We start from the raw sequence: 26,129 nt of genomic DNA, 5'->3' as shown, positions 1-26,129 counted from the left end.
AATCAGATTCCTTGTTCGCTGAGCCACAGGTTCAGCGCGGCCAGTTGCCACAGCTTCGAGCCGCGCAACGGGGTCAATTGACCTTGCGGGTCGGTGAGCAGGCGGTCGAGCATGGCCGGGTTGAACAGGCCGCGATCCTGGCTTGGGTCCAGCAGCAGTTCGCGCACCCAATTCAGGGTGTCGCCCTGCAAATGCTTGAGGCCCGGCACCGGGAAGTAGCCTTTCTTGCGGTCGATGACTTCGCTCGGAATCACCCGGCGCGCGGCCTCTTTCAACACCTGCTTGCCACCGTCGGGCAATTTGAATTTACCCGGTACACGGGCCGACAGTTCCACCAGGCGGTAGTCGAGGAAGGGCGTGCGCGCTTCCAGGCCCCAGGCCATGGTCATGTTGTCGACGCGTTTGACCGGGTCATCCACCAGCATCACCGTGCTGTCCAGGCGCAGGGCCTTGTCCACGGCGGCGTCCGCGCCGGGCATGGCGAAATGCTCGCGCACGAAGTCGCCGGCGGCGTCGTTGGCGGTCAGCCATTTCGGTGCGACGGTGGCGGCGTAATCATCGTAGCTGCGGTCGAAGAACGCCTCGCGATAAGCCGCATACGGGTCGCTCGCGCCGTCGACCTGCGGGTACCAGTGGTAACCGGCGAACAACTCATCGGCGCCCTGGCCGCTCTGCACCACCTTGCAATGCTTGGCCACTTCCCGCGACAGCAGGTAGAAGGCGATGCAGTCATGGCTGACCATCGGCTCGCTCATGGCGCGGAACGCCGCCGGCAGTTGTTCGATGATCTCGTGTTCGGCAATGCGCAGTTGGTGATGACGGGTACCGTAGTGCTTGGCGATCAGGTCCGAATACTGGAACTCGTCGCCACGCTCGCCACCGGCGTCTTCAAAACCGATGGAGAAGGTCGACAGGTCCTGCACGCCCACTTCACGCAGCAGGCCGACGAGCATGCTCGAGTCGACGCCGCCGGAAAGCAGTACGCCGACATCCACTGCGGCCCGTTGACGGATGGCCACGGCTTCGCGGGTGCTGTCCAACACGCGGTCGGTCCAGTCTTCCAGGCTCAGGTTTTTTTCATCTTCATGGGGGCCGTAGGGCAGGGTCCACCAGGTTTTCTGCTCGGTGTTGCCTTCGGCATCGATGCGCATCCAACTGGCCGGCGGCAGTTTTTCAATGCCCGCCAGCAGCGTGCGCGGAGCGGGCACGACGGCATGGAAATTCAGGTAGTGATTGAGCGCTACCGGGTCGAGGATCGGGTTGATATCACCGCCCTTGAGCAGCGCCGGCAAGGCCGAGGCAAAGCGCAGGCGCTGGCCGGTGCGCGACAGGTACAACGGCTTCACGCCGAGACGGTCACGGGCGATGAACAGGCGCTGGGCATCGCGCTCCCAGACGGCAAAGGCAAACATGCCGTTGAGCTTGGGCAGCAGCGCTTCGCCCCAGGCGTGGTAGCCCTTGAGCAGCACTTCGGTGTCGCCGCCGGAATAGAACGCGTAGCCGAGGGCTTCAAGCTCCTGGCGCAATTCCGGAAAGTTATAGATCGCGCCGTTGAACGCCAGGGACAGGCCCAGTTGGGCGTCGACCATCGGTTGGGCGGAGCCGTCCGACAGGTCCATGATTTTCAGGCGCCGATGACCCAGGGCAATCGGCCCTTGGGCATGGAAGCCCCACGCGTCAGGGCCACGTGGGGCCAAATGATGGGTAATTCGCTCCACCGCTGCGAGGTCCGCAGGTTGGTGATCGAAACGTAACTCGCCAGCTAATCCGCACATAGGTTCCTTACCGGTTTTTCCGTTGGGGAGGGATAGAAAGACCCGCACCAAAAGGGCGGGTACCTAGGGACTGACCCGAGGCTATACGCGGAGTTTTAGATCAATAAGTTATATGGCAAACCGCCGCCCCCCATTCGGAACACCCCAGCAGCCTGTGCGGCGTCAGTGAAAGGGGCGGTACTTAAGTCGAGGTGAGATGCAAAAAATCGACGGTTACGAGGGCTGATCCTGCAGCTATTTGAACCCTTTTGCGCGATCGCAGCGCTTATCGTCTGGCGTCATTGTTCAACGCGATAAAGGAACATTGCGAATGACGCAAACCACTGATTTGACCCAGGCGCTCGAGCCGGTGCCCCACGACCAATTGATGGCGGCCCTGCTGAATATCACCGGCGACCTGGATAAAGCGCAGGTCTTGCACGACACGCTGCCGGCCTGGTTGGTCAAGGCCGACTCCCATGTACTGCAGGCCATCGAGCAGGCGTATGCCGACAGCGAGCGCCCGCGTGAAACCCTGCACCGATTGCTGAACCGTCTGCAACCGCTGGATAAATTCTGTGCCGGACGGCTCAGGGCATTCCTGGACGACAAGGGGCATGGGGGCCTGGACATCGAAAACGACACCCTGGAAATCCCCCGGCGCTCGTTCAGCGGTGTCAGCCAGGACCTGGGCGGCCAGATGATTGAGACCGTCAATCTGGAGAAGCACAGCCTGCTGCAAGCGGCCATGCAGAATTTCTCCCAGGCGGCTGCCGAGCCAGGCGGCTCGCCGACCACTGCCGTGGTGCGCATCGGCCCCATGCGCCAAGTTGCGCAAACCCTCAGCGCCCAGGCCTTTATCGGCTACTGCCGCGAGCTGAACCTGGGAGAGGCCTATCAGACCCATGTGCGCGAAGTGTTCAACCTGGTGGCACCCGACCACGACTTCAATCCTTCGGTGGCGCAGGTCGGCCAATCCCGCTGCGTGGACATGCAGATCGACCTGCATCTGGCCCATGCCAAGGGCGATATCGATGCATCGACCCGCGCGTTGCTGCTGGGCCTGGTCAAGGCGGATATGCCCGCCAGGGACATCCGGCAACTGTGGTTCAACCAGCAGCCGCTGACCTGGCAAGGCCTGAACATCGACGGCGCCTGCCTGTGGGGGGTATTGGTGTTTTCCAGTGCATCGGCCGAAGGGTTCTCCAGCGGCCCGATCGTGGTGTATATGCCCAACGAGCCCGTGCGGCCGTGGTACCGCTATGAATCACTGGAGCATTTCAAGCTCTACCTCACCCTCAAGCTTCACGTCAGTACCTATCGTGATTTCTTCAAGGGTTACCTGGACGAGTCCGAGCGTTTCGGTTTTTTCGAACGTTTTGACCAGGAGGCAATCGTCGTGCGGGTGACGCCGCTCCCGGTCACAGGCAAGTTGTCGACATTCTTTTTCAATGCCTGCGTTGGCAAGATCCAGCTGGATGCGCAGGTATTGGCGGTTCCCAATGCCCAGGCCGATGACGACGCGCGTCGCAAGCGTATCCAGGATTACCTGGATGTCGGCTTGACGGTGCTCAACGTCGCCGGGTTCGTGGTACCGGTGGTGGGCCAACTGATGACCGGCGTGGCCGTTGGGCAGTTGCTTGGCGAGGTGTTCGAGGGGGTGGATGACTGGCTGCACCATGACAAGCTCGGCGCCCTCAGGCACCTGACGAACATTGCGGAAAACCTCGCTGCCATGGCGTTGTTCGCCGCGGGTACAAAAGTCGTGGGCCGGCTGTGGCGAACCACACCGTCGGCGGCGGGGTTCTACGACAGCCTCGAAGCCGTGCGGCTGCCCGACAAGTCCACGCGCTTATGGCGCAGTCGTACCGAGCCGTATCGCCACACCGTCTCGCTCGAAGGCACAGTGGCCAGCCCCCGTGGGGTCTACCAGCTCAATGGCCAGTCCTATGTGAATGTCGACGGGGCGCTGTATTCGATTGTCTTTGACGCCCGCACCGGGCGCTGGCGAGCCCGGCATCCGCAGCGGGATTCGGCCTATCGGCCGCCCTTGACCCACAACTACCAGGGCGGCTGGCAGTTCTCGTTCGAGCAGGCGGATGAATGGCGCAGCCCTGACTATATCCTGGGGCGGCTGGACCCCAGTCTCAGCGTTTTCCCGGCCGGACACCTGAAGGATATCGCCGCTATCACCGGCTCGACCTTGCCGCGCTTGCAGCAACTGGCCAGGCAGAACCTGCCGCTGCCGGAGCGGCTGCGCGATTGTGCGCTGCGGTTCAAGCTGAACCAGGGGGTTCGCGACCTGATCTGGCAAATGGAGCATCAAGCCCCGCTTAATGCGGCCACCACCCGTGTACAGATGCTGGCCCTGCCGCTGATGGACGGGTGGCCCCGTGGGCGTTTTTTCGAACTGCTCGACGACGAGGGCTACCTGCTTGAGCGCCATCCAGATACCGCGCCGTTCGATTACGAGGACTTGAGCATCCACCTCACCACGCAACAACTGCGGAACGGACAGATCCTGCCCACCTTGCTGGCCGCCCTCGACCCCGAGGAAACCGCGCAATTGCTCGGCGGCACCTTCCACGCCGACGAAGCGCAAGCGGCCCTGGCGCGGCGTCTCACCGCCTCGCTCAAGACCACGCATCAGGCGGTCTATGAGCGGCTGCGCATGGATGCCGATTTCATCGATCAGACCGATCACGGCCAGCTCAAGCAGCGCTTGCCGCAATTGCCGATCCGGGTGGCCTGGGAGGTCATGACCCAGGCCTCCACGGCGGAGCGCTGGCACTTGCGTCATACCGGGCGTGTGCCGCTGCGGGTCAGCCAATGGGCCCGGGAAGCCCTGGAAGCGCTGGAGGAAGACGCCGCCCTGGCCGGCCTGTACTTGCCGGAGCTGGCCACCGATGCGACACGGCGCGTGGCCACCGGGTTGCTGCAACGGGTTCCAGGCTGGCCCGGGGATCTGTTCTTGCAGGTACGCCGCGAAAGCGTACAGGGCACTGTCCTGGGCCAGGTGGGCCACGCAGACGCTGATATGAGGCGCATCGTGGTGCAGTCGGCCAAGGGCTTTCGCGCCCACGATGGGCAAGGTAAGGCCTTGGGCGCGTTGGCCGGCGGGTCGGAAGGTTTCTACGAGGCGTTGCTCAACAGTTTGCCTGCCGCCCAACGCGACGCGCTGCGCCTGACCGCGAGCGGCAGGGCCAGCCAGCTGCGGCATGCATTGATTGGCAAGGCGCAGGATGAACGCAATCGCATCGGCCGTTACTTATGGCCCGAGCGCGCGGTACCCGAGGAGCCGGCCCTGTCGTGCGTGCAAGGCTCGCCGCCTGCGCCGCCTCCACAGCCTGCGGGCTTGATGCGCAAGGCTCGCAAACTCTTCCCGTTATTCGATGACCGGCGCCTGTCGACCTTCCTGCAGGACTTGGGCACCGATCACCTGTCCCGGGCCAAAGCCGTGCGCACCCTTGAGCAGCACTATGAGGCACTGCAGCGGGCGTTGAGGCTGTGGGCCAAGGACAAACCGGCGCAGCCCTACTCGGACATTGCGCTGCAAGACTACCGCCTGGCGCGACACCAGGCCGCTCGGGCCATCGAGCGTTGTTGGCAATATGCGTCGCTGGCGCCGGATGAACACCATCAGAACGTGCCGAGCCTGTCCCTGGACGGCATGGCCATCGGGGCGTTGCCGACCTTGCCGGCGCACGTGCAGTTCGAGCATGTCCGGCAATTGTCATTGAAACGCATGGGGCTCAACGATGACGTCGCGTATTTCCTCAAGCACTTCAAGGGGCTGCGCAGCCTGGCGTTGAACGGCAATCGGCTGACGCGGCTGCCGGAAGTGCTCCAGCACATGCCGTGGCTCAGGCAGCTGTACATGGCCGATAACCACCTGCAACTGACCGAGTACACCCGCACCAAACTCGCGGACCTGAAGAGCCTGGTCGTGCTCGACCTGAGCAACAATCCCCTGGTGGACCCGCCCGTCGTCAACAAGATGTTCGAATTGCGCAACCTGATGCTGCGCAACTGCCGGCTGACCAGTCTGCCCACCGGCTTTACCCGCGTTCCGTACCTGGAGCAACTCGACCTGCGGGACAATGACATCGCCAGTTTGCCGGCATGGTTGTTCAATGCGCCGCGTGAGCACACCGAAGTCATCAACGTGCGGCATAACCCTCTGGACGCCAGCACTCGTCAGGCCTTGAACCGTTACCGGGACACCATCGGCGTGGGCATGGGCTTCGTTGAGGATGACATTGCGCGACTCAACGAGCAGACCGCCCGGGAGCTGTGGCTGGGCGATGAATACGCGACACACTTCGCCGAAAAGGCCGAGACCTGGCTGGGGCTCAAGGATGAGCCCGGCTCCGACGGCCTGTTCAAATTGCTGGCCGGCCTGGGTGGCGCCGCCGACACCAGCCACGTGCGCGAGGACATGAACCGCCGCATCTGGCGCGTGTTGGAGGCGGCCGCTGCCGATACCCGGCTGCGGGCCGAGATTTTCGAGCGCGCGGCCACGCCGTTGAACTGTGATGACGCCGCTGCCGTGAGCTTCAGCGACCTGGAGGTGCTGGTTGAAATCCACGAGGCCTCGCAGCGGGTGGAGGGCGGCAGGGTCACGGCCAAGCCGCTGCTCAGGTTGGCCAGGGGCTTGTTTCGTCTCGACCGCCTGGAGTCCATGGCCAGCCGACACAGCGCCGAGCATCCGATGCTCGACCCGCTGGAGGTCAGCCTGGCTTATCGCACCGGGCTGGTGGAGCGCTTTCATTTGCCCGGGCAGCCCCGGCATATGCGCTTTGCCAGCCTGGCCGGGGTGACCGAGCACATGCTGGAGGTTGCCGAAGCGCAGTTGAAGGAGGCCGAGCTTTCCCCGCAACTGCTGAACTATATGGTGAAGCTGCCATTCTGGAGCAGTTACCTGAGGCGCACCCATGGCGGTTCGTTCGACACCCTGACCCAGCCTTTTGGCGATCGCATGGAAGCGGTGTGGGCGCAAAGGGAAACCTTGGGTGACGCTGACTATCACACCCAGATGGGCGCGATCCAGAGCGCGCGGGAAAGCGCCGAACTCGTCGAGCTCAAACGCCTGACCCAGGAGGCGTTGAGGCTCGATGAGCTGGGCACCTGCCAATTGCCACCGGCAGGTTGAAGCGCGGCCTACGGGGTCGTTTTTGCAGCGTTGCTGCGAATCAACCCGCGCACTGCAAAGCGATTCGGGTGACAGGCCTCGGCCACGCTGCGGGGCAGGGGCAGCGGTTCGTTGTCCAGCCATGCCGCCAGCAACTCGCCGGACAGCGGCGCGGTGATCAGGCCCCGGGAGCCGTGGCCGCTGTTGATGTACAGGCCGTCCAGCCACGGGCAGGCAGCCTGCGGTGTGTAGCGGGCGTCTTTGCGCAGCGCGTCGTAGGCCTGGGCGAACGCCAGGCTGTCGGCCAGGGGCCCGACAATCGGCAAGTAGTCCGGGCTGGTGCAGCGGAAGGCGGCGCGGCCTTCCAGGGTCTCTGCGGCAAGGTCGGCGGCGTGCAGGCGCTGGGCCAGGTCCGGGGAAATCTCTTGCAGCAGCTCAAGGTTACCGGCGTGCTCGGCGGCGGTAGGGGTGAGGTCATCGTTGTTGAAATCAAAGCTGGCCCCCAGGGTGTGTTCGCCCAGGCGAGCCGGCGCCACGTAGCCCTCGGCACACACCACCGTGGCCAGGGCCTGGCTGGCGGTGGTCTGGGGCAGGCGGGTGATCTGCCCGCGAATCCGCTTGAGGGGCAACTCGGCGCTGGCGGCAAACCGTTTGACCTCAGCCGCCCCGGCCAGCACCACCACGGGGGCGCTGGCCAGCAGCCGATCGCCGTCCCAGGCCTGCCAGTGGCCGTCGACTTTGCGCAGGTCCAGCACCTCATGATGGGCCAGCACCCCGATACCTGGCTGGCGCGCCTGCCATTGGCACAGCGCGGGGGGATGCACCCAGCCGCCTTCGGGGAAAAACAGCCCGCCCTGTTCCAGGCCCACCCCGGCGCGAGCCTGGGCTTGAGCCTTATCCAGCAGATGCAGCAGCTGCGGGGCGAATGCCTGGGCCAGTTGCGCCTGGCGTTCGGCCTCCTTGGCATTGAAGGCCAGTTGCAGCACGCCGCAGCCGTCCCAATCCACGCCGCGTTGCAGGTGCTCCAGCAGGCGCCGGGTGTACCCGAACCCGCTGACGATCATCTGCGACAACGCCGTGCCGTGTGCCGACAGCTTGAGATAAAGCACCCCTTGCGGATTGCCGGAGGCCTCCTGGGCGAGACCGCCATGGCGCTCCAACAGGCTGACCTGCCAACCCCGCGCCGCCAGGCTGGCCGCGCTGGCGCAGCCGGCCAGGCCGCCGCCGATCACCAGGGCACGGCGCTCGCCATTGGGCATGGAGGGGCGGGCGAACCAGGGCTTGGCGGCGGCCGGTGCCGGGGTCTCGGCCGGCCAGCCGAGAAACTCCCCGCGCAGGATTTCCCACTTGTGGCCGATGCCCGGCGTACGCTTCATCTTGAAACCGGCGGCGTTGATCAGCCGGCGCACCCAGCCTGTGCTGGTGAAGGTGCTGATGGTCGAACCCGGGGCCGCCAGGCGTGCCAGCTCGGCAAACAGTTCGGCGCTCCACATCTCGGGGTTCTTTGCCGGGGCGAAGCCGTCGAGAAACCACGCGTCGATCTGCGCATCCAGTTGCGGCAACTGTTCCAGGGCATCGCCGATCAGCAGCGTGAGGGTGACGCGGCCGTTATCCAGCACCAGGCGCTGGAAGCCTTGGTGAATGGCGATGTAGTGCGCCAGCAATTGCTCGGCGAACGGCGCGAGCTCCGGCCAGAGGGCGAGGGCGCGTTGCAGGTCGGCGTGGCTCAGGGGGTACTTTTCCACGCTGACAAAATGCAGGCGCGCCCCGGCCACGGCGTGTTGCTCGAACAACTGCCAGGCGCAGAGGAAATTCAGGCCGGTGCCGAAGCCGGTTTCGCCAATCACCAGACGCCCGCCCGCTGGCAGTGCGGCAAAGCGCTCCTGCAAGCGGTTCTGTTGCAGGAACACATAGCGGGTTTCGTCCAGGCCCGATTGGTCGGAGAAATACACGTCGTCGAACACCCGCGAGTGCGGGCGACCTTGATCATCCCAGTCGAGCTGGGCGTGGGTTACGGGGTTCATGGGCGGCTCGGTAAAGGCAAGGCGGCCATTCTAGCCGATCAACAGGCTTTGAATTGACCCACGGCAAGCCCCGGTGGAATTTCCTCCCGCGCGTTGTTGCCCAATCCGCTAGTCTTGCTCACTTCTGGAACGGAGCCGCCCATGTTCGAATCTGCCGAAATCGGTCACGCCATCGACAAAGACACCTTTGAGGCCGAAGTGCCCGCCCTGCGCGAGGCTTTGCTGGAGGTGCAGTACGAGTTGCAACAGCAAAAGCGCTTCCCGGTGATCATCCTGATCAACGGCATCGAAGGCGCCGGTAAAGGTGAGACGGTCAAACTGCTGAATGAATGGATGGACCCGCGCCTGATCGAGGTGCGCACCTTCGACCAGCAGACCGACGAAGAACTGGCCCGCCCCCCGGCCTGGCGCTACTGGCGCCAACTGCCTGCCAAAGGCCGCATGGGCATTTTTTTCGGCAACTGGTACAGCCAGATGCTGCAAGGCCGGGTGCACGGCGAGATCAAGGATGCGCGGCTCGACCAGGCCATCGCCGGCGCCGAGCGCCTGGAGAAGATGCTCTGCGATGAAGGCGCGCTGATCTTCAAGTTCTGGTTCCACCTGTCCAAGAAGCAAATGAAGGCACGGCTCAAGGCCCTGGCCGACGACCCGTTGCACAGTTGGCGCATCAGCCCGCTGGACTGGCAGCAATCCGAGACCTACGACAAGTTCGTGCATTTCGGCGAGCGCATCCTGCGCCGTACCAGCCGCGATTACGCGCCCTGGCATGTGATTGAAGGCGTCGACGCCAACTACCGCAGCCTCACCGTGGGCAAGATCCTGCTCGAAGGCCTGCAGAACGCCCTGAAGCTGCCCAAGGGCAAGGCCAGCGGCATGAACCCGGCACCCTTGCCCTCGGCCGTCGACCAGATGAGCCTGCTCAACAGCCTCGACATGACCTTGAGCCTGGACAAGGACGATTACGAAGAACAGCTGATTACCGAGCAGGCGCGCTTCTCCGGCCTGATGCGCGACAAGCGCATGCGCAAGCACGCGCTGGTGACGGTCTTCGAAGGTAACGACGCGGCGGGCAAGGGCGGGGCGATCCGTCGGGTGGCGGCCGCGCTCGACCCGCGCCAGTACCACATCGTGCCGATTGCCGCGCCCACCGAGGATGAACGCGCCCAGCCGTACCTGTGGCGGTTCTGGCAGAAGATCCCGGCGCGGGGCAAGTTCACCGTGTTCGACCGCTCGTGGTACGGCCGCGTGCTGGTGGAGCGTATCGAGGGCTTCTGTACCACGGCCGACTGGATGCGCGCCTATGGCGAGATCAATGACTTCGAAGAGCAACTGCGCGACGCCGGTGTGATCGTGGTCAAGTTCTGGCTGGCCATCGACAAGCAGACCCAACTGGAACGCTTCCAGGCCCGCGAGGAAATCCCCTTCAAGCGCTTCAAGATCACCGAAGACGACTGGCGCAACCGCGAAAAATGGGACGACTACCGCGCCGCCGTGGGCGATATGGTCGACCGCACCAGCACCGAGGTCTCGCCGTGGACGCTGGTGGAGGCTAACGACAAGCGCTGGGCGCGGGTCAAGGTGTTGCGCACCATCAACCTTGCCCTGGAGGAAGCGTTCGCCAAGTCCGACAAGCACGACAAGAAGAAAAAGAAATAACCACTGGCCTGGTGCTGTTCAGGATGCAGTCCTCTGTGGCGAGCGGGCCTGTGGTGGTGAGCAGGGTTGTTGTGGTGAGCGGGCTTGCCCCGCGCTGGGGCGCGAAGCGGCCCTGACCAAGGCGCCGCGTTCTTTCAGGCAGACCTCATTGGCTGGTTTTGGGGCCGCTTCGCAGCCCAGCGCGGGGCAAGCCCGCTCACCACAACAGGCCCCCTCACCACAACAGGCCTGCTGACTACAACAAGCCTGCTCACCACAACCGGCCCGCTTGCCACAACAGGCCCGCCCCGCAACAGGTTTATGTCCGTCACCATGCTTTTGTATACGCCGGGTGAATGATCGTCGCGGTGGGGCAGGCCTGGATCTATCCTCGATCCATCTCCCCACAACGACAAGATCGAGGTAGCCCATGCGTGAAGTAGTGATCGTCGACAGCGTGCGAACCGGCCTGGCCAAATCCTTTCGCGGCAAGTTCAACCAGACCCGCCCGGATGACATGGCGGCCCATTGCGTCAACGCACTGCTGACCCGCAACGGCATCGACCCGGCCAGCGTCGAGGATTGCATCGTCGGCGCGGGTTCCAACGAAGGCGCCCAGGGCTACAACATCGGGCGCAACGTGGCCGTGCTGTCGCAATTGGGCACCGGTACGGCGGGCATGACCCTCAACCGGTTCTGCTCGTCGGGCTTGCAGGCGATTGCGATTGCGGCCAACCAGATCGCGTCGGGTTGCAGCGACATCATCGTTGCCGGGGGCGTCGAGTCCATCAGCCTGACCATGAAAAGCGTCAACACCGATAACCTGATCAACCCGCTGCTCAAGGAGCAGGTGCCGGGCATTTACTTCCCCATGGGCCAGACCGCGGAAATCGTCGCCCGCCGTTATGACGTCAGCCGCGAAGAACAGGACCTCTACGCCCTGCAAAGCCAGCAACGCACCGCCCAGGCCCAGGCGGAGGGCTTGTTTGATGATGAAATCGTGCCGATGGCGGTCAAGTACAAGGTCGAGGACAAGAACACCGGTGCCGTGCAGATCCTCGACGGCGTGGTTGATCGCGATGACTGCAACCGTCCGGACACTACGTTGGCCAGCCTGTCTGGGTTGAAGCCCGTATTTGCCGAAGACGGCTCGGTGACGGCGGGTAACTCCTCGCAGCTCTCCGACGGTGCCTCGATGACTCTGGTGATGAGCCTGGAAAAAGCCCTGGCACTGGGGCTCAAGCCCAAGGCGTTTTTCCGCGGTTTCACCGTGGCCGGTTGCGAACCGGATGAGATGGGCATCGGCCCGGTGTTCTCGGTGCCCAAGCTGCTCAAGTCGCGGGGCTTGCAGGTGGCGGACATCGACCTGTGGGAACTCAACGAGGCCTTTGCGTCGCAGTGCCTGTATGCGCGCAATCGCCTGGGCATCGATAACGCCAGGTACAACGTCAACGGCGGCTCGATTTCCATCGGCCACCCGTTCGGCATGACCGGCTCGCGGCAAGTGGGACACCTGGTGCGTGAGCTGCAACGACGCAATGTGCGTTATGGCATCGTCACCATGTGCGTGGGCGGCGGCATGGGCGCCACGGGACTGTTCGAAGCCGTGCGCTGATAAGTGTGGGAGGGGCGGTGCGACGATTCGACTTGCCCCTCCCACATTTGAACGGCGGCGTATCCCAATTCGCTCACTTCCCCCTAGAATGCCCGCTCCACTTCCTCTGGCTTCTGGGGCACTCATGCACATCTCTTCCGGCCGCTGGGTCTACGGTTTTCTCCTGACCCTGCTGACCGCGCTGCTCTGGGGCATTCTGCCGATCAAGCTCAAGCAAGTGTTGCAGGTCATGGACCCGATCACCGTCACCTGGTTTCGCCTGATGGTGGCCGGCAGTTGCCTGTTCGTGTACCTCGCCGCGACCAGGCGCCTGCCCAGCCGTAAAGTGCTCGGCCCCAGGGGCGGCTGGCTGGTGGCGATGGCGGTGTGCGGCCTGGTGGGCAACTACGTGTTGTACCTAGTGGGCCTGAAACTGCTCAGCCCCGGCACCGCGCAACTGGTGGTGCAGATGGGCCCGATCTTCCTGATGATCGCCAGCGTGTTTGTGTTCAAGGAACGTTTCAGCGTCGGGCAGTGTGTGGGCCTGGTGGTGCTGATCATCGGCTTCGGGCTGTTCTTCAACCAACGCCTGGAAGAGTTGCTGACGTCCCTTGGCGCCTACACCGCCGGCGTGCTGACCATCCTGCTGGCGACTTCGGTCTGGGTGTTCTATGCCCTGGGCCAGAAGCAGTTGCTGACCGTGTGGAATTCGCTGCAAGTGATGATGGTGATCTACCTTTCGTGCGCCGTGCTGCTGACGCCGTGGGCGCATCCGCTGGAGGCCCTGCAACTGAGCCCGCTGCAAGGCTGGCTGTTGCTGGCGTGCTGCATGAACACCCTGGTGGCCTATGGCGCATTTGCCGAAGCCCTGGCCCACTGGGAAGCCTCGCGGGTGAGCGCGACCCTGGCCCTGACGCCGTTGGTGACCTTTGTCGCGGTGGCGTTGGCGGCGTGGCTGTGGCCGGACTATGTGCAGGCCGAAGAGATCAATGCCCTGGGCTATTTCGGCGCGTTGGTGGTGGTGCTGGGGTCGGCGGCGGTGGCGCTGGCGCCGTCGTTGCTCGCCGGGCTCAAGGCCCGGCGGCTACGCATGGCGTCTTAGGTGCCCAGCATGTTTTCCGGGCGTACCCACTGGTCGAACTCTGCGTCGGTGAGGTAGCCCAGGTCCAACGCCGCCTCCCGAAGGGTCAAGCCTTCGGCGTAGGCCTTCTTGGCGATCTCTGCCGACTTGTCATAGCCGATGTGCGGGTTGAGCGCCGTGACCAGCATCAGCCCGCGCTCCAGGTGCTCGGCCATTTTCCCGGCGTCGGGCTCGAGGCCGGCGATGCAGTGCTCCTGGAAGTTATTGCAGCCATCGGCCAGCAGGCGGATCGATTCCAGCAGGTTGTGGATGATCACCGGCTTGTACACGTTCAACTGCAAATGCCCCTGGCTCGCCGCGATGCCGATGGTCACGTCATTGCCCAGCACCTGGCAGGCCAGCATCGACAGCGCCTCGCACTGGGTCGGGTTGACCTTGCCGGGCATGATCGAGCTGCCGGGCTCGTTGGCCGGCAGTTTCACCTCGGCAAGGCCGGCACGCGGGCCGGAGCCCAGCAGGCGCAGGTCGTTGGCGATTTTCATCAGGGCCACGGCCAGGGTTTTCAGGGCGCCGTGCAGGGTCACGATCGGTTCATGGCCGGCCAGTGCGGCGAATTTGTTCGGCGCGGTGACGAAGGGCAGGCCCGACAAGGCGGCCAATTCCGAAGCAATCGCCTCGCTGAAGCCATGGGGTGCATTGAGCCCGGTGCCCACCGCCGTACCGCCCTGGGCCAGCTCGCATACCTGGGACAGGGCGCTGCGGATCGCCCGTTCGGCGTAGTCGAGCTGGGCGATAAACGCCGAGAGTTCCTGGCCGAAGGTGATCGGCGTGGCGTCCATCATGTGGGTGCGGCCCGTCTTCACCAGCTTTGCATGCCGCGCCGACAACTCCGCGAGGCCGCCGGACAGCGTATTGATCGCCGGCAACAATTGCTGGTGCACCGCTTGCACCGCCGCAATGCTCATGGCCGTAGGGAAGCAGTCGTTGGAGCTTTGGGAGCGGTTCACATGATCGTTGGGGTGTACCGGGCTCTTGCCGCCACGGGGCTTGCCCGACAGCTCGTTGGCGCGGCCGGCGATGACCTCGTTGGCGTTCATGTTGCTCTGGGTGCCGCTGCCGGTTTGCCAGACGACCAGTGGGAACTGGTCATCATGTTGGCCATCGAGCACTTCGTCGGCGGCCTGTTCGATCAGGCGGGCGATGTCGGCGGGCAGGTCGCCGTTGCGGTCGTTGACCCGGGCGGCGGCCTTCTTGATCAGGGCCAGTGCGTGCAGTACCGCGAGGGGCATGCGCTGCTCGCCGATGGCGAAATTCACCAGCGAACGTTGGGTCTGGGCGCCCCAGTAAGCGTCATCCGGGACTTCCACGTCTCCCAGGCTGTCGGTTTCGATACGGCTCATCGGGCACTCTCCTTCAGGTTCGTTTGCGCAGTTTAGGCCCTGATCGGCCTGGGGGGTTCCCTAAAAGACTTTTCATCGGATTCATTCACTGCAATCCGCGCCCGGTAAGGCCCGGGGTTGAGCCGCAGCGTTTTTTAGGCGCAGAATGGGCGCCCTTGGGGTCTTACCTCGCCTGCTAGAAAAGGAAACTCGATGACTCGTCTTCGTGCCATCTGTACCGCGGTTGCTCTGGTTTGCGCCAGCGGCCAGGTTTTTGCCGATACCGCCAGCCACAACGCCAGTGCCGAAGCCTTCCTTACCCTGGCCCATGCCGACAAGCTGGGTACCCCGGTGTACATGCAAGTGCAGCAAATGTTCGCCCAGCGTTTCGAACAGACCAAGGCGCCTGCCGCCAAGCAGTCCGTACTGGACAGCTACCAGGCCAAGGCCAACGCCGCCCTGGACCAGGCCATCGGCTGGCCGAAGCTGAAGCCGGACATGGTCAAGCTCTACACCACCAACTTCAGCGAATCCGAGCTCAAGGACCTGGTTGCCTTCTACCAGTCGCCACTGGGCAAGAAAGTCCTGGAAAAAATGCCGCAACTGACCCAGCAATCGGCCCAGATGACCCAGGCCAAGCTGGAAAGCGCCGTGCCGGTAGTCAACAAGCTGTTGGAAGACATGACCAACGAGCTGACGCCAAAAGCTGCCGCACCGGCGAAGAAGAAGTAAGCAGGAATGACCATGCAACAGCGTATCGAAACGGCGCTCGCCGCCCTGGCCCCGGAGCATTTGAGCGTGCTGGATGAAAGCCATATGCACAGCCGTGGGTTGCAGACCCACTTCAAGGCCGTGCTGGTCAGCCAGCAGTTCGAGGGGCTTAACCGCGTCAAGCGCCACCAGAAGGTCTACGCCACCCTGGGTGACCTGATGAGCGAATTTCATGCGCTGGCGCTGCATACCTACACGCCCGAAGAATGGGCGAAAATCGACGCAGCCCCGGCCTCGCCGACCTGCGCCGGCGGGCATGGCTGATACGCGGGTGTCTCTGACACCCCGCATTTGCTAGAATCCGCAGCGCGCCGCTCAGCCGGCGCGTTTTTTTTGCATCCGGTTCACCCCTTACGAGGGTAGCCACCTGGAGAGAACACCCATGACTCAACCGATTGTCGTGGCGGCACTGTATAAGTTCGTCACCCTCGAAGATTACGTCGCCCTGCGCGAGCCACTGCTGCAGGCGATGGTCGACAACGGCATCAAAGGCACCTTGCTGATCGCCGAAGAAGGTATCAACGGCACCGTTTCCGGCAGCCGCGAAGGCATTGATGGCCTGATGGCCTGGCTGAAGAACGACCCGCGCATGGACGATATCGACCATAAAGAGTCGTACTGCGATGAGCAGCCGTTCTACCGCACCAAGGTCAAGCTCAAGAAAGAGATCGTGACCCTGGGCGTCGAAGGCGTCGACCCGAACAAGAAAGTCGGCACCTATGTCGACCCGCAGGACTGGAACGCGCTGATCAGCGACCCCGAAGTGCTGTTGATCGACACCCGCAACGACTACGAAGTTTCGATCGGCACCTTCGAAGGCGCAATCGACCCGAAAACCACCAGTTTTCGCGAATTTCCCGCCTATATCAAAGCCAACTTCGACCCGGCCAGGCACAAGAAGGTCGCCATGTTCTGCACCGGCGGCATTCGTTGCGAGAAGGCGTCGAGCTACATGCTCAGCGAAGGTTTCGATGAGGTCTACCACCTCAAGGGCGGCATCCTGAAGTACCTCGAAGAGGTGCCGCAGGCAGAAACCAAATGGCAGGGCGACTGCTTTGTGTTCGACAATCGCGTCACTGTGCGCCACGACCTGAGCGAAGGCGACTACGATCAATGTCATGCCTGCCGCACACCGGTGAGCGCCTCCGACCGCGCATCCGAACACTATGTGGCTGGCATCAGTTGCCCCCATTGCTGGGATAAGCTGCCGGAGAAAACCCGTCGCAGCGCGATCGACCGGCAAAAGCAGATTGAGCTGGCCAAGGCCCGCAATATGCCGCACCCGATTGGCTTCAACTACAAGCAAACCCCTTCCGAGGCCTGACCCATGCCCGCGCGCCTGCTCTATGTGATGGACCCGATGTGTTCCTGGTGCTGGGGCTTTGCCCCGGTGGCGCAGGCGCTGGTCGAGCAGGCCCAGGCGGCCGGCGTGGACGTGCACCTGGTGGTGGGCGGCTTGCGCACCGGCAGCGGCGCGGCACTGGAACCGACCACGCGGCGCTACATCCTCGAGCACTGGCAGGCGGTCACCGACGCCACCGGCCAGCCGTTCAAGCGCGATGGCGCGTTGCCCGACGGCTTTGTCTATGACACCGAGCCTGCCTGCCGTGCCATCGTCACCGCGCGCAGCCTGGCGCCGGATTGCGCCTGGACACTGTTGGGGCTGATTCAGCGCGCGTTTTATGTCGAGGGCCGCGACGTGACCCTCGCCAGCGTGCTGGTGGAACTGGCTGAAAAGGCAGGCATCCCGCGCATCGAGTTTGCCGGCGCATTCGACCGTGCCGAGCAGCATGCCGCGACCGCCGCTGACTTCACCTGGGTCCAGGACCTGGGGATCGCCGGGTTTCCGACCTTGCTTGCCGAGCGTAATGGCCAGTTGGCGTTGCTGACCAACGGCTACCAGCCGCTGTCCGAGCTGTCACCGTTGTTGGGGCGATGGCTGGAGCGAGCGACCTGTGCATGATCAGTCACCCCGTACCGACCGACTGACCTGGGCGGAAATTCGCCGCCTGGCCCTGCGGCACAAGAAGTCCCTGTGGATCGCCAATGGCGTCGCCGTGCTGGCGACCCTGTGCAGCGTGCCGATTCCCTTGCTGTTGCCGTTGCTGGTGGATGAAGTGCTGTTGGGACACGGCGATGCCGCGCTCAAGGTGATGAACCACGCACTGCCCCTGGGTTGGCAGAAGGCGGCCGGCTATATCGGCCTGATGCTGCTGGTGACGCTGTTTCTGCGTTGTGGCGCGCTGCTGTTCAACGTGGTGCAGGCGCGGTTGTTTGCGCGCTTGGCCAAGGACATCGTGTACCGCATCCGCGTGCGCCTGATCGAGCGGCTCAAGCGCATCTCCCTGGGCGAGTACGAAAGCCTGGGCAGCGGGACCGTCACCACCCACCTGGTCACCGACCTGGATACGCTGGACAAGTTTGTCGGTGAAACCCTCAGCCGTTTCCTGGTGGCCATGCTGACCCTGGTGGGTACCTCGGCGATCCTGGTGTGGATGCATTGGCAACTGGCGCTGCTGATCCTGCTGTTCAACCCGTTGGTGATCTACGCCACGGTGCAGTTGGGCAAGCGCGTCAAGCACCTGAAGAAGCTGGAAAACGACAGCACCTCGCGCTTTACCCAGGCCCTGACCGAAACCCTGGATGCCATCCAGGAAGTGCGCGCCGGCAACCGCCTGGGCTTTTTCCTCGGGCGCCTCGGCCAGCGGGCCCAGGAAGTGCGTGACTACGCCATTCATTCGCAATGGAAAACCGACGCTTCGAGCCGCGCCAGTGGGTTGCTGTTCCAGTTCGGTATCGACATCTTCCGTGCGGCGGCGATGCTTACCGTGCTGTTTTCCGACCTGTCCATCGGCCAGATGCTCGCGGTGTTCAGCTACCTGTGGTTCATGATCGGCCCGGTGGAGCAACTGCTCAACCTGCAATACGCCTACTACGCGGCAGGCGGGGCGCTGACGCGGATCAACGAGCTGCTGGCGCGTGCCGATGAGCCGCAATATGCCGGCGGTGCTGATCCGTTCACCGGGCACGACACCGTGGGCATCGAAGTGCGCGGCCTGGACTTCGGCTACGGCGAAGAGCTGGTACTCGACCAGTTGAACCTGGCCATCGCGCCCGGTGAGAAGGTGGCGATCGTCGGTGCCAGTGGCGGTGGCAAAAGCACCCTGGTGCAATTGTTGCTCGGGCTCTACACACCCCAGGCGGGCAGTATCCGGTTTGGCGGTGCCACCCAGCAGGAGATTGGCCTGGAGACCCTTCGCGAGCACGTTGCGGTGGTGCTGCAACACCCGGCGCTGTTCAACGATACCGTGCGCGCCAACTTGACCATGGGCCGGGAGCGCAGCGACCAGGCCTGTTGGCAGGCACTGGAAATCGCCCAGTTGGATGCTACCGTCAAGGCACTGCCCTTGGGCCTGGACAGCGTGGTGGGGCGTTCCGGGGTGCGTTTTTCCGGTGGGCAGCGCCAGCGCCTGGCGATTGCGCGCATGGTCCTGGCCGAACCCAAGGTGGTGATACTCGACGAAGCAACCTCCGCCCTGGACGCCGCCACCGAGTACAACCTGCACCAGGCGCTGGCACGGTTCCTCAGCGGGCGTACTACACTGATCATCGCCCACCGTCTGTCGGCTGTTAAGCAGGCGGATCGAGTCTTGGTGTTCGACGGCGGTCACATTGCCGAGGATGGTGACCATCAGCAGCTGATTGCCGATGGCGGGCTGTACGCCAAACTGTATGGACACTTGCAACAGGTACGTTGATTTAGCCTAGGCTGAGCTATCGGAAGCGGGTTTTCGCGTGCGTATCCAGCAGTGCATGTGCAAGGGACTTCATGAAGCAAAAGCGGACTTTAGGAACGCCCCGGTTGTTGGGCATTGTCTGGCCATTTATCGCCGTGGTGCTGTTCCAGGCATTATTGGGCTGCGTCAGTCTCTACGTGCTTTCGGCCGTGCGTGGTTACGTGGCCGGCGAGAGCCTGTGGTCCAAGGGCCAGAAGGACGCCATCTATTACCTGACGCTCTACGCCGATAATCGCGACGCCGGCACGTACCTCAAGTACCAGCAGGCCATTGCCGTGCCCCAGGGCGGGCACGAACTGCGCATTGCCCTTGACCGTCCCGTGCCCGACCTTGCCGCAGCCCGCCTGGGTATCCTCAAGGGGGGCAACCACCCGGATGATGTCTCCAGCCTGATCTGGCTGTACCTCAACTTTCGCCATTTCAGCTACCTGGAAAAAGCCATCCAACTGTGGACCGTAGGCGATGGTTACCTGCTTCAACTGGATGACCTGGCCCGCGAGATGCACCAGGCGATCATTCACGACCAGATCGGCGCCAACGATGTGCGCCAGTGGAAGGCGCATATCATCGCCATCAACGAAGGCGTGACACCCGCCGCCAAGGCCTTCAGCGATGCTCTCGGCGAAGGTTCGCGCATGATTCTGCGGCTGCTGGTCATCACGAACCTGGCGACGGCCCTGGGCCTGATCGTATTGGCACTGTTGCGCACCCATAAGCTGCTGGCCCAGCGCCATGCCTTCGCCGATGCCTTGCAGGAAGAAAAGGAGCGGGCGCAGATCACCCTGGAGTCGATTGGCGACGGGGTGATCACCACCGACGTCGACGGTGCCATTACCTATATGAACCCGGCGGCCGAGGCGCTGACTCACTGGCACTCGGCGCAGGCCCAGGGCCAGCCCCTGGCAGCGTTGTTCAAGTTGCTGGAAGACCACGCACAGCCGGATGGCTTCACCCTGATCGAACACATCGTCAAGGGCCAGCTCAGCGGCGGCAGCGAGCATTCGAAGACGATCCAGCGCCTGGATGGCAGCACGGTCTCGGTCACCCTGGTGGGCGCGCCGATCCGCAGCGCCGGCAAGGTCTCGGGCGCGGTGCTGGTGCTGCATGACATGACCCAGGAGCGCCAGTACATCGCCAATCTGTCATGGCAGGCGACCCACGATGCGCTGACCGGCCTGGCCAACCGCCGCGAATTCGAGTATCGCCTGGAGCAGGTGCTGCACCCGGCAGGGCAGGCGCAGGCCGGGCGGCATGCGTTGATGTTCCTGGACCTGGACCAGTTCAAGCTGGTCAACGACACCTGCGGCCATGCGGCAGGCGACGAACTGTTGCGGCACATCTGCGCGCTGTTGCAATCGGACCTGCGCGAAGGTGACACCCTGGCGCGCCTGGGCGGCGATGAATTCGGCATCCTGCTGGAGAACTGCCCGGTGGCGGTGGCGGAAAAAATCGCCGAAAGCCTGCGCCATACCGTGCAGAGTCTGCATTTCGTATGGAAGGGGCGGCCGTTCATGACCACCGTGAGTATCGGCCTGGTACACATTGCCAGCACCCCGACCACCCTGGAAGCCTCGCTGCGTGCCGCCGACATGGCGTGCTACATGGCCAAGGAAAAAGGCCGCAACCGCGTGCAGGTGTACCACGCCGACGACTCCGAACTGTCCCTGCGCTTTGGCGAGATGGCCTGGGTGCAGCGCCTGCACATGGCGCTTGAGGAGAACCGCTTTTGCCTGTACTCCCAGGAAATTTCCCCCCTCGGGCATACCGACGGCGGCAATGGGCATATCGAAATACTGCTGCGTCTGCACGATGAGGCAGGGCGTGTAATCCTGCCGGACAGCTTTATCCCGGCCGCCGAACGCTATGGTTTGATGACGTCCCTGGACCGTTGGGTGGTGGAGAATGTATTTGAGATTATTGCCCGTTGCATTAAAGAGCGTCCGGGCCGTCCCATGGCCCTGTGTGCGATCAATCTGTCAGGTATAACGATTGGCGATGATGACTTTCTCGGATTCCTGCGAGAGAAATTTCATACCTACGCTATTCCGCCCAGCATGATCTGTTTTGAAATTACCGAAACCAGCGCCATTGCGAACTTGGGCAGTGCCATCCGCTTTATTAATGAACTCAAGGCCTTAGGTTGCCATTTTTCGCTGGATGACTTTTGCGCCGGAATGTCCTCATTCGCTTATCTCAAACATTTACCTGTAGACTTCCTGAAGATCGATGGAAGTTTCGTAAAGGATATGCTGGACGACCCGATTAACCGCGCGATGGTTGAAGTGATCAATCACATCGGCCATGTCATGGGTAAGCGCACAATTGCCGAGTTTGTTGAAACACCGCAAATCGAACAGGCCCTGCTCGATATTGGTGTGGATTACGCTCAGGGCTACCTGATTGAACGACCGCAATTGTTTACCTTCGATAGCTTGCAGTGTCGACCCGTGCGGCCGCAGCCTCTGTTATTCAGGGCGCCCGGCACATTCCGCTGAAACATTCGCCGGTCTGTAAATCACACTTAAAAAGGAGCCTTAATAGTGATCGACACATTCAGCAGAACCGGCCCGCTTATGGAAGCCTCAAGCTACCCCGCCTGGGCTCAGCAATTGATCCAGGACTGCAGCGAGAGCAAGCGCCGGGTTGTCGAACACGAACTGTACCAACGCATGCGTGACAACACGCTCAGCGCCAAGACCATGCGTCACTACCTGATCGGTGGCTGGCCCGTGGTGGAACAGTTTGCCTTGTACATGGCACAGAACCTCACCAAAACCAAGTTTGCCCGCCATCCGGGGGAAGACATGGCGCGCCGTTGGTTGATGCGCAATATCCGTGTGGAGCTGAACCACGCGGACTATTGGGTGCATTGGGCGCGTGCCCATGGCGTCAGCCTCGAAGAACTGCAGGCCCAGGACGTGCCGCCGGAGTTGCATGCGCTGAGCCACTGGTGCTGGCACACCAGCTCGGCCGATTCGTTGATCGTGGCCATTGCCGCGACCAACTATGCGATCGAGGGGGCGACGGGGGAATGGTCGGCGGTGGTGTGCTCCACCGGCGTGTATGCGGCAGCCTTTCCCGAGGAAGACCGCAAGCGTGCGATGAAGTGGTTGAAGATGCACGCCCAGTACGACGATGCCCATCCTTGGGAAGCCCTGGAAATCATCTGCACCCTGGCCGGGATGAACCCGACCAGGGCACTGCAGGCAGAGCTGCGCCAGGCCGTATGCAAGAGCTACGACTACATGTACCTGTTCCTGGAAAGTTGCATGCGCCTGGAGAAAGAAAAACCGGCGAGCGCTGCTGTGCGTGAGCGCCCGCTGCGCGTCGCCAGCGAAGCGTGATGTAACGGGGATGGCGGGGTTTTACCCCGCCATTGCCAGGCGATTGCGGCCTTCGCGCTTGGCCACGTACAAGGCGCTGTCGGCGCGACGCAACAGGCTTTCGGCCGACTCGGCGGCCAGCAAGGTCGAACAACCGAGGCTCACCGTCAATTCGATCCGTGTGCCATCCGCCCAATAGTCCTGGGCCTGTGCCGCCTGGCGCAGGCGTTCACCGACCATGGCCGCCGCATCCCGGCCGGTGTTGGACAGCAGGATCAGAAACTCTTCCCCGCCAAACCGAAACACCATGTCCACGTTCCGCAACTGGCTCTTGATTGCCCCGGCGACGGCGCGCAATACGTTATCGCCGGCCGCATGGCCGTGGGTGTCGTTGATGGTCTTGAAATGGTCGATGTCCAGCATCAGCAGGGACAGCGGGTTCAGGTGCCGGCGCGCCATGTCGATTTCCCGTTGCAGGGTCTGGTCCATGGCAATGCGGTTGCCCGTTTCTGTCAATGGGTCGCGCAGGGCGCTGCGGGTGGCGGCGCGGTAGAGCAGGGCGTTGCGCATCGGGTAGAGCAGGGTCGACAGCAGTGATTCGAGCTGGCCGAGTTCCTCTTCCAGCAGACGCTGGTTGCGGCGAAAGACCAGCTCGCCGAGGTGCTCGCCTTCGTGGCTCAGGCTGTAGCTCACCGAGTGGTGGCCACGTTGGCCGAACTCCAGGCGCAGGTCACTGGCGTCGTGGCGGTACTGCAGGGCGTCCAGGGGCACCAGATGCTGGACCTCACGGAAGAACACGGCAAGGATGCGCTGCGGTTCCAGGCTGGTCTGCAGTTGCATGCCCAGTTGCTGGCGAGTTTGGACAAGGGTGGTGGGGCGACGTGGCAGGAGGGCGGGTTGGCCAAAGCCCAGGCGTTGCAATTTTGCACTGTCGAAGTCAATTGCGTTGGTCTGGGTGGGGGTTTTCATAAGCAAACGGCCTCTAAGCACTTAGCTGTCTTACAGGCTGGATGAGAGTGGCAAATGCCAGGCGTCTTACTGTTCCTTCAGTTCCGTAAAACATTGGAAACAGTTTAGACCGCTTTTCTGGGGGTTTATAACCCCTGGGCACTGCCGCACGTCTTGTCATCGCTTGACCTGCTTGGAAGGTGTTAGAGCGAGATTCGTGCCATTTCGTTTAAATAAATAAAAAACCTTACAAATCAAAGACCGTTTTTACAGTAAAAAAACGGTCGTTCAGCACTGACGTCAGTTATTTGGCTGATTGCACCAGCGTGTTGTGGTCAATCTGGTCGATGGACGTGACACCGGTCAACGTCATGGCCACGCGCATTTCCTTGGCGAAGATGTCCAGCAGGCTCTCTACCCCGTGCTGCCCGTCGGCGGCCAGTGCATAGGCGGTGGCGCGTCCGAGCAGGCACGCCTTGGCGCCGAGGGCGAGCATGCGCACCACGTCCAGCCCGGAACGGATGCCGGAGTCCACCAGCACCGTCAGGTCATCGCCCACCACGTCCGCAATCGGTGGCAGAGCCTTGGCGGTGGACAGCACACCGTCCAGTTGACGGCCGCCATGGTTGGAAACCACGATGCCATCGGCGCCGAAACTGACTGCGTCCCTGGCGTCCTGAGGGTCGAGGATGCCCTTGATGATCATCGGGCCTTTCCAGAAGTCGCGGATCCACTCCAGGTCTTTCCAACTGATGGAGGGGTCGAAGTTATTGGCCAGCCAGCCAATGTAATCTTCCAGATGAGTGGGTTTGCCGAGGTACCTGGAGATATTGCCCAGGTCGTGGGGGCGGCCCATGAGCCCTACGTCGAACGCCCATTGCGGCTTGGTGACGGCCTGCAACATGCGCCGCTGCGCCGCGAACGGCCCGGACATGCCCGAGTGGGCATCGCGGTAGCGCGCGCCCGGTGTGGGCATGTCCACGGTGAACACCAGGGTGGTAACCCCCGCCGCCTGGGCCCGCTCCAGGGCATTGCGCATAAAGCCCCGGTCCTTGAGCACATACAGCTGGAACCAGATTGACTGCGGGCTCTGCGAGGCCACTTCTTCAATCGAACACACCGACACCGTCGACAGGCAGAAGGGGATGCCCTTGTTCGCCGCCGCCTTTGCCGCCTGCACTTCGCCGCGCCGCGCATACATGCCGGTCAAGCCGACAGGGCTGAGGATGACCGGCATGTCCAGGGTCTGGCCGAACAGCGTGGTCTTGAGGCTGAGGTTGTCGACATTACGCAGCACCCGTTGGCGCAGGCTGATCTCGGCCAGGTCCGAACTGTTCGCGCGCATCGTGTGCTCGGCGTAGGCACCGCCGTCGATGTAGTCGAACAGGAAGCGCGGCAGCTTGCGTTTGGCCGCTGCGCGGTAGTCGGAGGCGGACGAGATGATCATTAAGCGTGTCTCCACAAGGCTGGGCGGGTCAGGATAGGCAAATATCTGTCATGATAAAAACAACTTTTATCGCTAGATACCAGTCGCTAAAGGAATACCCATGAACTTGAGAACGTTGCGCACGTTCGTCGAAGTGGTGCGCCAGGGCGGATTTTCCCAGGCCGCCGACGTGGTGGCCTTGACCCAATCCACGGTGAGCAAGGCGGTCAAGACCCTGGAGGAAGAACTCGGCATGCCGCTGCTCGACCGCCTCGGCCACCGCAACGAACTCACCGCCGCGGGTGAGATCGCCTACCGCCGCGCCCTGGTACTGCTCGCCGAACACCATGACCTGGTCGCCGAGATCAACGACCTGCGCGGCCTCAAGCGCGGCGTGTTGCGCATCGGCCTGCCACCGGTGGGGTGTGGGGTGCTGTTTGCGACGATGTTTGCCACCTATCGCAGCCGTTACCCGGACATCGACATCGAACTCACCGAATACGGCAGCAAGAGATTGCGCGAGTGCCTGGAAGCGGGGGAGGTCGACCTCGCTGCGTTGCTGCTGCCGGTGGATGCGGGCTTCGATTATCAGCCCGTGCGCAACGAACCGCTGATGGCCGTACTGCCCAGGAGCCACGCCCTGGCCCAGCGTCAACGCATCGACTTCGCCGACCTGGCGGATTCGCCATTCATCCTGTTCGAAGCCGGCTTCGCCCTGAACGCCAAGATCCTCGCCGCCTGCGAGCGCAAAGGCGTGATACCCCGCGTGGCGGCGCGCAGCGGGCAGATCGACTTCATCGTCGACCTGGTCGCCGCCGGCCTCGGCGTCGCCTTCCTGCCCCGCATGCTGGCGCACAAGCATCAACACGCAGGCATCGCCCTGATCCCCCTCGACGAACCCCACACCGACTGGCACATCGCCCTGGCCTGGCGCGCCAGCGCCCACCTGCCACCCGCCGTGCGCGCCTGGCTGGACCTGGCCAAGGAGCAGCAGCTTTCAGCCGGTCATCCGGATTAATCGTCCAGGCCGTCAGGGAAAGCTTGACTTCTCCTTTTCAATCAGTAACATACGGCGCATTCCGCGATAGCTCAGTTGGTAGAGCAAATGACTGTTAATCATTGGGTCCCTGGTTCGAGTCCAGGTCGTGGAGCCAGATAGGGAAAAGCCTGCAGCGATGCAGGCTTTTTTTTGCCTTGGATTTTTCCGGGGTGATCAAAGCGCACAGCGTGGCCAGCATGAATGCATCTCAAATCCTACGATTCAGA

Annotated in this window: 17 protein-coding genes and 1 tRNA gene; 13 read left to right on the top strand and 5 right to left on the bottom strand. The window is 62.9% G+C overall.

Annotated elements, in window-relative coordinates:
- Positions 1-2: 2 nt before the first annotated feature.
- A complete protein-coding gene (locus tag J1N02_RS04365; RefSeq protein ID WP_092355077.1) occupies positions 3-1,775 on the bottom strand; it encodes an N-acetylglutaminylglutamine amidotransferase in 1,773 nt (590 codons plus the stop codon).
- Between the two features lie 310 nt (positions 1,776-2,085).
- Between J1N02_RS04365 and J1N02_RS04360 the strand changes: the two genes are divergently transcribed.
- Complete coding sequence (locus J1N02_RS04360) at positions 2,086-6,906, top strand: NEL-type E3 ubiquitin ligase domain-containing protein (protein ID WP_421147186.1); 4,821 nt, start codon at positions 2,086-2,088, stop codon at positions 6,904-6,906.
- A gap of 8 nt (positions 6,907-6,914) precedes the next feature.
- Here J1N02_RS04360 and mnmC read toward each other — a convergent pair whose 3' ends face one another.
- Positions 6,915-8,909, bottom strand: a complete 1,995-nt coding sequence (gene mnmC, locus J1N02_RS04355) for a bifunctional tRNA (5-methylaminomethyl-2-thiouridine)(34)-methyltransferase MnmD/FAD-dependent 5-carboxymethylaminomethyl-2-thiouridine(34) oxidoreductase MnmC (RefSeq protein WP_421147185.1) — start codon at positions 8,907-8,909, stop codon at positions 6,915-6,917.
- A gap of 141 nt (positions 8,910-9,050) precedes the next feature.
- Here mnmC and pap point away from each other — a divergent pair, with 141 nt between their 5' ends.
- The 3 genes from pap (at position 9,051) to J1N02_RS04340 (ending at position 13,240) form a co-directional block, all read left to right on the top strand.
- Complete coding sequence (pap, locus tag J1N02_RS04350; RefSeq protein WP_027603955.1) at positions 9,051-10,565, top strand: polyphosphate:AMP phosphotransferase; 1,515 nt, start codon at positions 9,051-9,053, stop codon at positions 10,563-10,565.
- A 409-nt stretch (positions 10,566-10,974) separates the two neighbouring features.
- Positions 10,975-12,159: a thiolase family protein gene (locus J1N02_RS04345; protein WP_092355071.1), complete on the top strand. Its 1,185-nt coding sequence runs from the start codon at positions 10,975-10,977 to the stop codon at positions 12,157-12,159.
- Positions 12,160-12,283: 124 nt separating this feature from the next.
- Positions 12,284-13,240: a DMT family transporter gene (locus tag J1N02_RS04340; RefSeq protein WP_115486819.1), complete on the top strand. Its 957-nt coding sequence runs from the start codon at positions 12,284-12,286 to the stop codon at positions 13,238-13,240.
- Here J1N02_RS04340 and J1N02_RS04335 read toward each other — a convergent pair.
- Positions 13,237-14,619 (bottom strand): class II fumarate hydratase, encoded by a 1,383-nt coding sequence (locus J1N02_RS04335; RefSeq protein WP_421147184.1) that lies wholly within the window; start codon positions 14,617-14,619, stop codon positions 13,237-13,239. The genes J1N02_RS04340 and J1N02_RS04335 overlap by 4 nt on opposite strands.
- Before the next feature lie 192 nt (positions 14,620-14,811).
- Between J1N02_RS04335 and J1N02_RS04330 the strand changes: the two genes are divergently transcribed.
- The 7 genes from J1N02_RS04330 (at position 14,812) to J1N02_RS04300 (ending at position 22,510) form a co-directional block, all read left to right on the top strand.
- Complete coding sequence (locus tag J1N02_RS04330; protein WP_003236690.1) at positions 14,812-15,330, top strand: DUF2059 domain-containing protein; 519 nt, start codon at positions 14,812-14,814, stop codon at positions 15,328-15,330.
- 6 nt (positions 15,331-15,336) lie between these two features.
- A complete protein-coding gene (locus J1N02_RS04325) occupies positions 15,337-15,633 on the top strand; it encodes a BolA family protein (RefSeq protein ID WP_027603958.1) in 297 nt (98 codons plus the stop codon).
- 118 nt (positions 15,634-15,751) lie between these two features.
- Positions 15,752-16,693 carry a rhodanese-related sulfurtransferase gene (locus J1N02_RS04320; RefSeq protein WP_027603959.1) on the top strand — a complete coding sequence of 314 codons (942 nt, stop codon included), beginning with the start codon at positions 15,752-15,754 and terminating at the stop codon, positions 16,691-16,693.
- Positions 16,694-16,729: 36 nt separating this feature from the next.
- Positions 16,730-17,332 (top strand): DsbA family protein, encoded by a 603-nt coding sequence (locus J1N02_RS04315; RefSeq protein WP_169898031.1) that lies wholly within the window; start codon positions 16,730-16,732, stop codon positions 17,330-17,332.
- Positions 17,325-19,127, top strand: a complete 1,803-nt coding sequence (locus tag J1N02_RS04310; RefSeq protein ID WP_421147183.1) for an ABC transporter ATP-binding protein — start codon at positions 17,325-17,327, stop codon at positions 19,125-19,127. Before J1N02_RS04315 ends, J1N02_RS04310 begins: the two co-directional genes overlap by 8 nt.
- 71 nt (positions 19,128-19,198) lie before the next feature.
- Complete coding sequence (locus tag J1N02_RS04305; RefSeq protein WP_092355055.1) at positions 19,199-21,661, top strand: EAL domain-containing protein; 2,463 nt, start codon at positions 19,199-19,201, stop codon at positions 21,659-21,661.
- A 78-nt stretch (positions 21,662-21,739) separates the two neighbouring features.
- Entirely contained in the window at positions 21,740-22,510 is a 771-nt protein-coding gene (locus tag J1N02_RS04300) for a TenA family transcriptional regulator (protein ID WP_222935384.1), read from the top strand.
- A 21-nt stretch (positions 22,511-22,531) separates the two neighbouring features.
- Here J1N02_RS04300 and J1N02_RS04295 read toward each other — a convergent pair whose 3' ends face one another.
- Positions 22,532-23,458 carry a GGDEF domain-containing protein gene (locus tag J1N02_RS04295; protein WP_027603964.1) on the bottom strand — a complete coding sequence of 309 codons (927 nt, stop codon included), beginning with the start codon at positions 23,456-23,458 and terminating at the stop codon, positions 22,532-22,534.
- Positions 23,459-23,741: 283 nt separating this feature from the next.
- Positions 23,742-24,884: an FMN-dependent L-lactate dehydrogenase LldD gene (lldD, locus tag J1N02_RS04290; RefSeq protein WP_421147182.1), complete on the bottom strand. Its 1,143-nt coding sequence runs from the start codon at positions 24,882-24,884 to the stop codon at positions 23,742-23,744.
- A gap of 100 nt (positions 24,885-24,984) precedes the next feature.
- On the opposite strand from lldD, the gene J1N02_RS04285 reads away from it, so the two are divergent.
- Both J1N02_RS04285 and J1N02_RS04280 read left to right on the top strand, forming a co-directional pair.
- Positions 24,985-25,881: a LysR family transcriptional regulator gene (locus tag J1N02_RS04285; protein WP_027603966.1), complete on the top strand. Its 897-nt coding sequence runs from the start codon at positions 24,985-24,987 to the stop codon at positions 25,879-25,881.
- A 60-nt stretch (positions 25,882-25,941) separates the two neighbouring features.
- Positions 25,942-26,017 (top strand) — tRNA-Asn (locus tag J1N02_RS04280).
- Positions 26,018-26,129 lie beyond the last annotated feature (112 nt).

Origin of the sequence: Pseudomonas sp. NFX5 (assembly GCF_049132125.1) — a bacterium.
Classification (GTDB): Bacteria; Pseudomonadota; Gammaproteobacteria; order Pseudomonadales; family Pseudomonadaceae; genus Aquipseudomonas; species Aquipseudomonas marginalis.
The sequence above is the reverse complement of the archived record's forward strand: the minus strand, read 5'-3'. Positions and strand labels throughout refer to the sequence as shown.

What these genes read in the sequence shown, in the direction of transcription:
- J1N02_RS04365 (WP_092355077.1), bottom strand. Translation starts at nt 1,775, where the DNA reads ATGTGCGGATTAGCTGGCGAGTTACGTTTCGATCACCAACCTGCGGAC.
- J1N02_RS04360 (WP_421147186.1), top strand. Translation starts at nt 2,086, where the DNA reads ATGACGCAAACCACTGATTTGACCCAGGCGCTCGAGCCGGTGCCCCAC.
- mnmC (WP_421147185.1), bottom strand. Translation starts at nt 8,909, where the DNA reads ATGAACCCCGTAACCCACGCCCAGCTCGACTGGGATGATCAAGGTCGC.
- pap (WP_027603955.1), top strand. Translation starts at nt 9,051, where the DNA reads ATGTTCGAATCTGCCGAAATCGGTCACGCCATCGACAAAGACACCTTT.
- J1N02_RS04345 (WP_092355071.1), top strand. Translation starts at nt 10,975, where the DNA reads ATGCGTGAAGTAGTGATCGTCGACAGCGTGCGAACCGGCCTGGCCAAA.
- J1N02_RS04340 (WP_115486819.1), top strand. Translation starts at nt 12,284, where the DNA reads ATGCACATCTCTTCCGGCCGCTGGGTCTACGGTTTTCTCCTGACCCTG.
- J1N02_RS04335 (WP_421147184.1), bottom strand. Translation starts at nt 14,619, where the DNA reads ATGAGCCGTATCGAAACCGACAGCCTGGGAGACGTGGAAGTCCCGGAT.
- J1N02_RS04330 (WP_003236690.1), top strand. Translation starts at nt 14,812, where the DNA reads ATGACTCGTCTTCGTGCCATCTGTACCGCGGTTGCTCTGGTTTGCGCC.
- J1N02_RS04325 (WP_027603958.1), top strand. Translation starts at nt 15,337, where the DNA reads ATGACCATGCAACAGCGTATCGAAACGGCGCTCGCCGCCCTGGCCCCG.
- J1N02_RS04320 (WP_027603959.1), top strand. Translation starts at nt 15,752, where the DNA reads ATGACTCAACCGATTGTCGTGGCGGCACTGTATAAGTTCGTCACCCTC.
- J1N02_RS04315 (WP_169898031.1), top strand. Translation starts at nt 16,730, where the DNA reads ATGTGTTCCTGGTGCTGGGGCTTTGCCCCGGTGGCGCAGGCGCTGGTC.
- J1N02_RS04305 (WP_092355055.1), top strand. Translation starts at nt 19,199, where the DNA reads ATGAAGCAAAAGCGGACTTTAGGAACGCCCCGGTTGTTGGGCATTGTC.
- J1N02_RS04300 (WP_222935384.1), top strand. Translation starts at nt 21,740, where the DNA reads ATGGAAGCCTCAAGCTACCCCGCCTGGGCTCAGCAATTGATCCAGGAC.
- J1N02_RS04295 (WP_027603964.1), bottom strand. Translation starts at nt 23,458, where the DNA reads ATGAAAACCCCCACCCAGACCAACGCAATTGACTTCGACAGTGCAAAA.
- lldD (WP_421147182.1), bottom strand. Translation starts at nt 24,884, where the DNA reads ATGATCATCTCGTCCGCCTCCGACTACCGCGCAGCGGCCAAACGCAAG.
- J1N02_RS04285 (WP_027603966.1), top strand. Translation starts at nt 24,985, where the DNA reads ATGAACTTGAGAACGTTGCGCACGTTCGTCGAAGTGGTGCGCCAGGGC.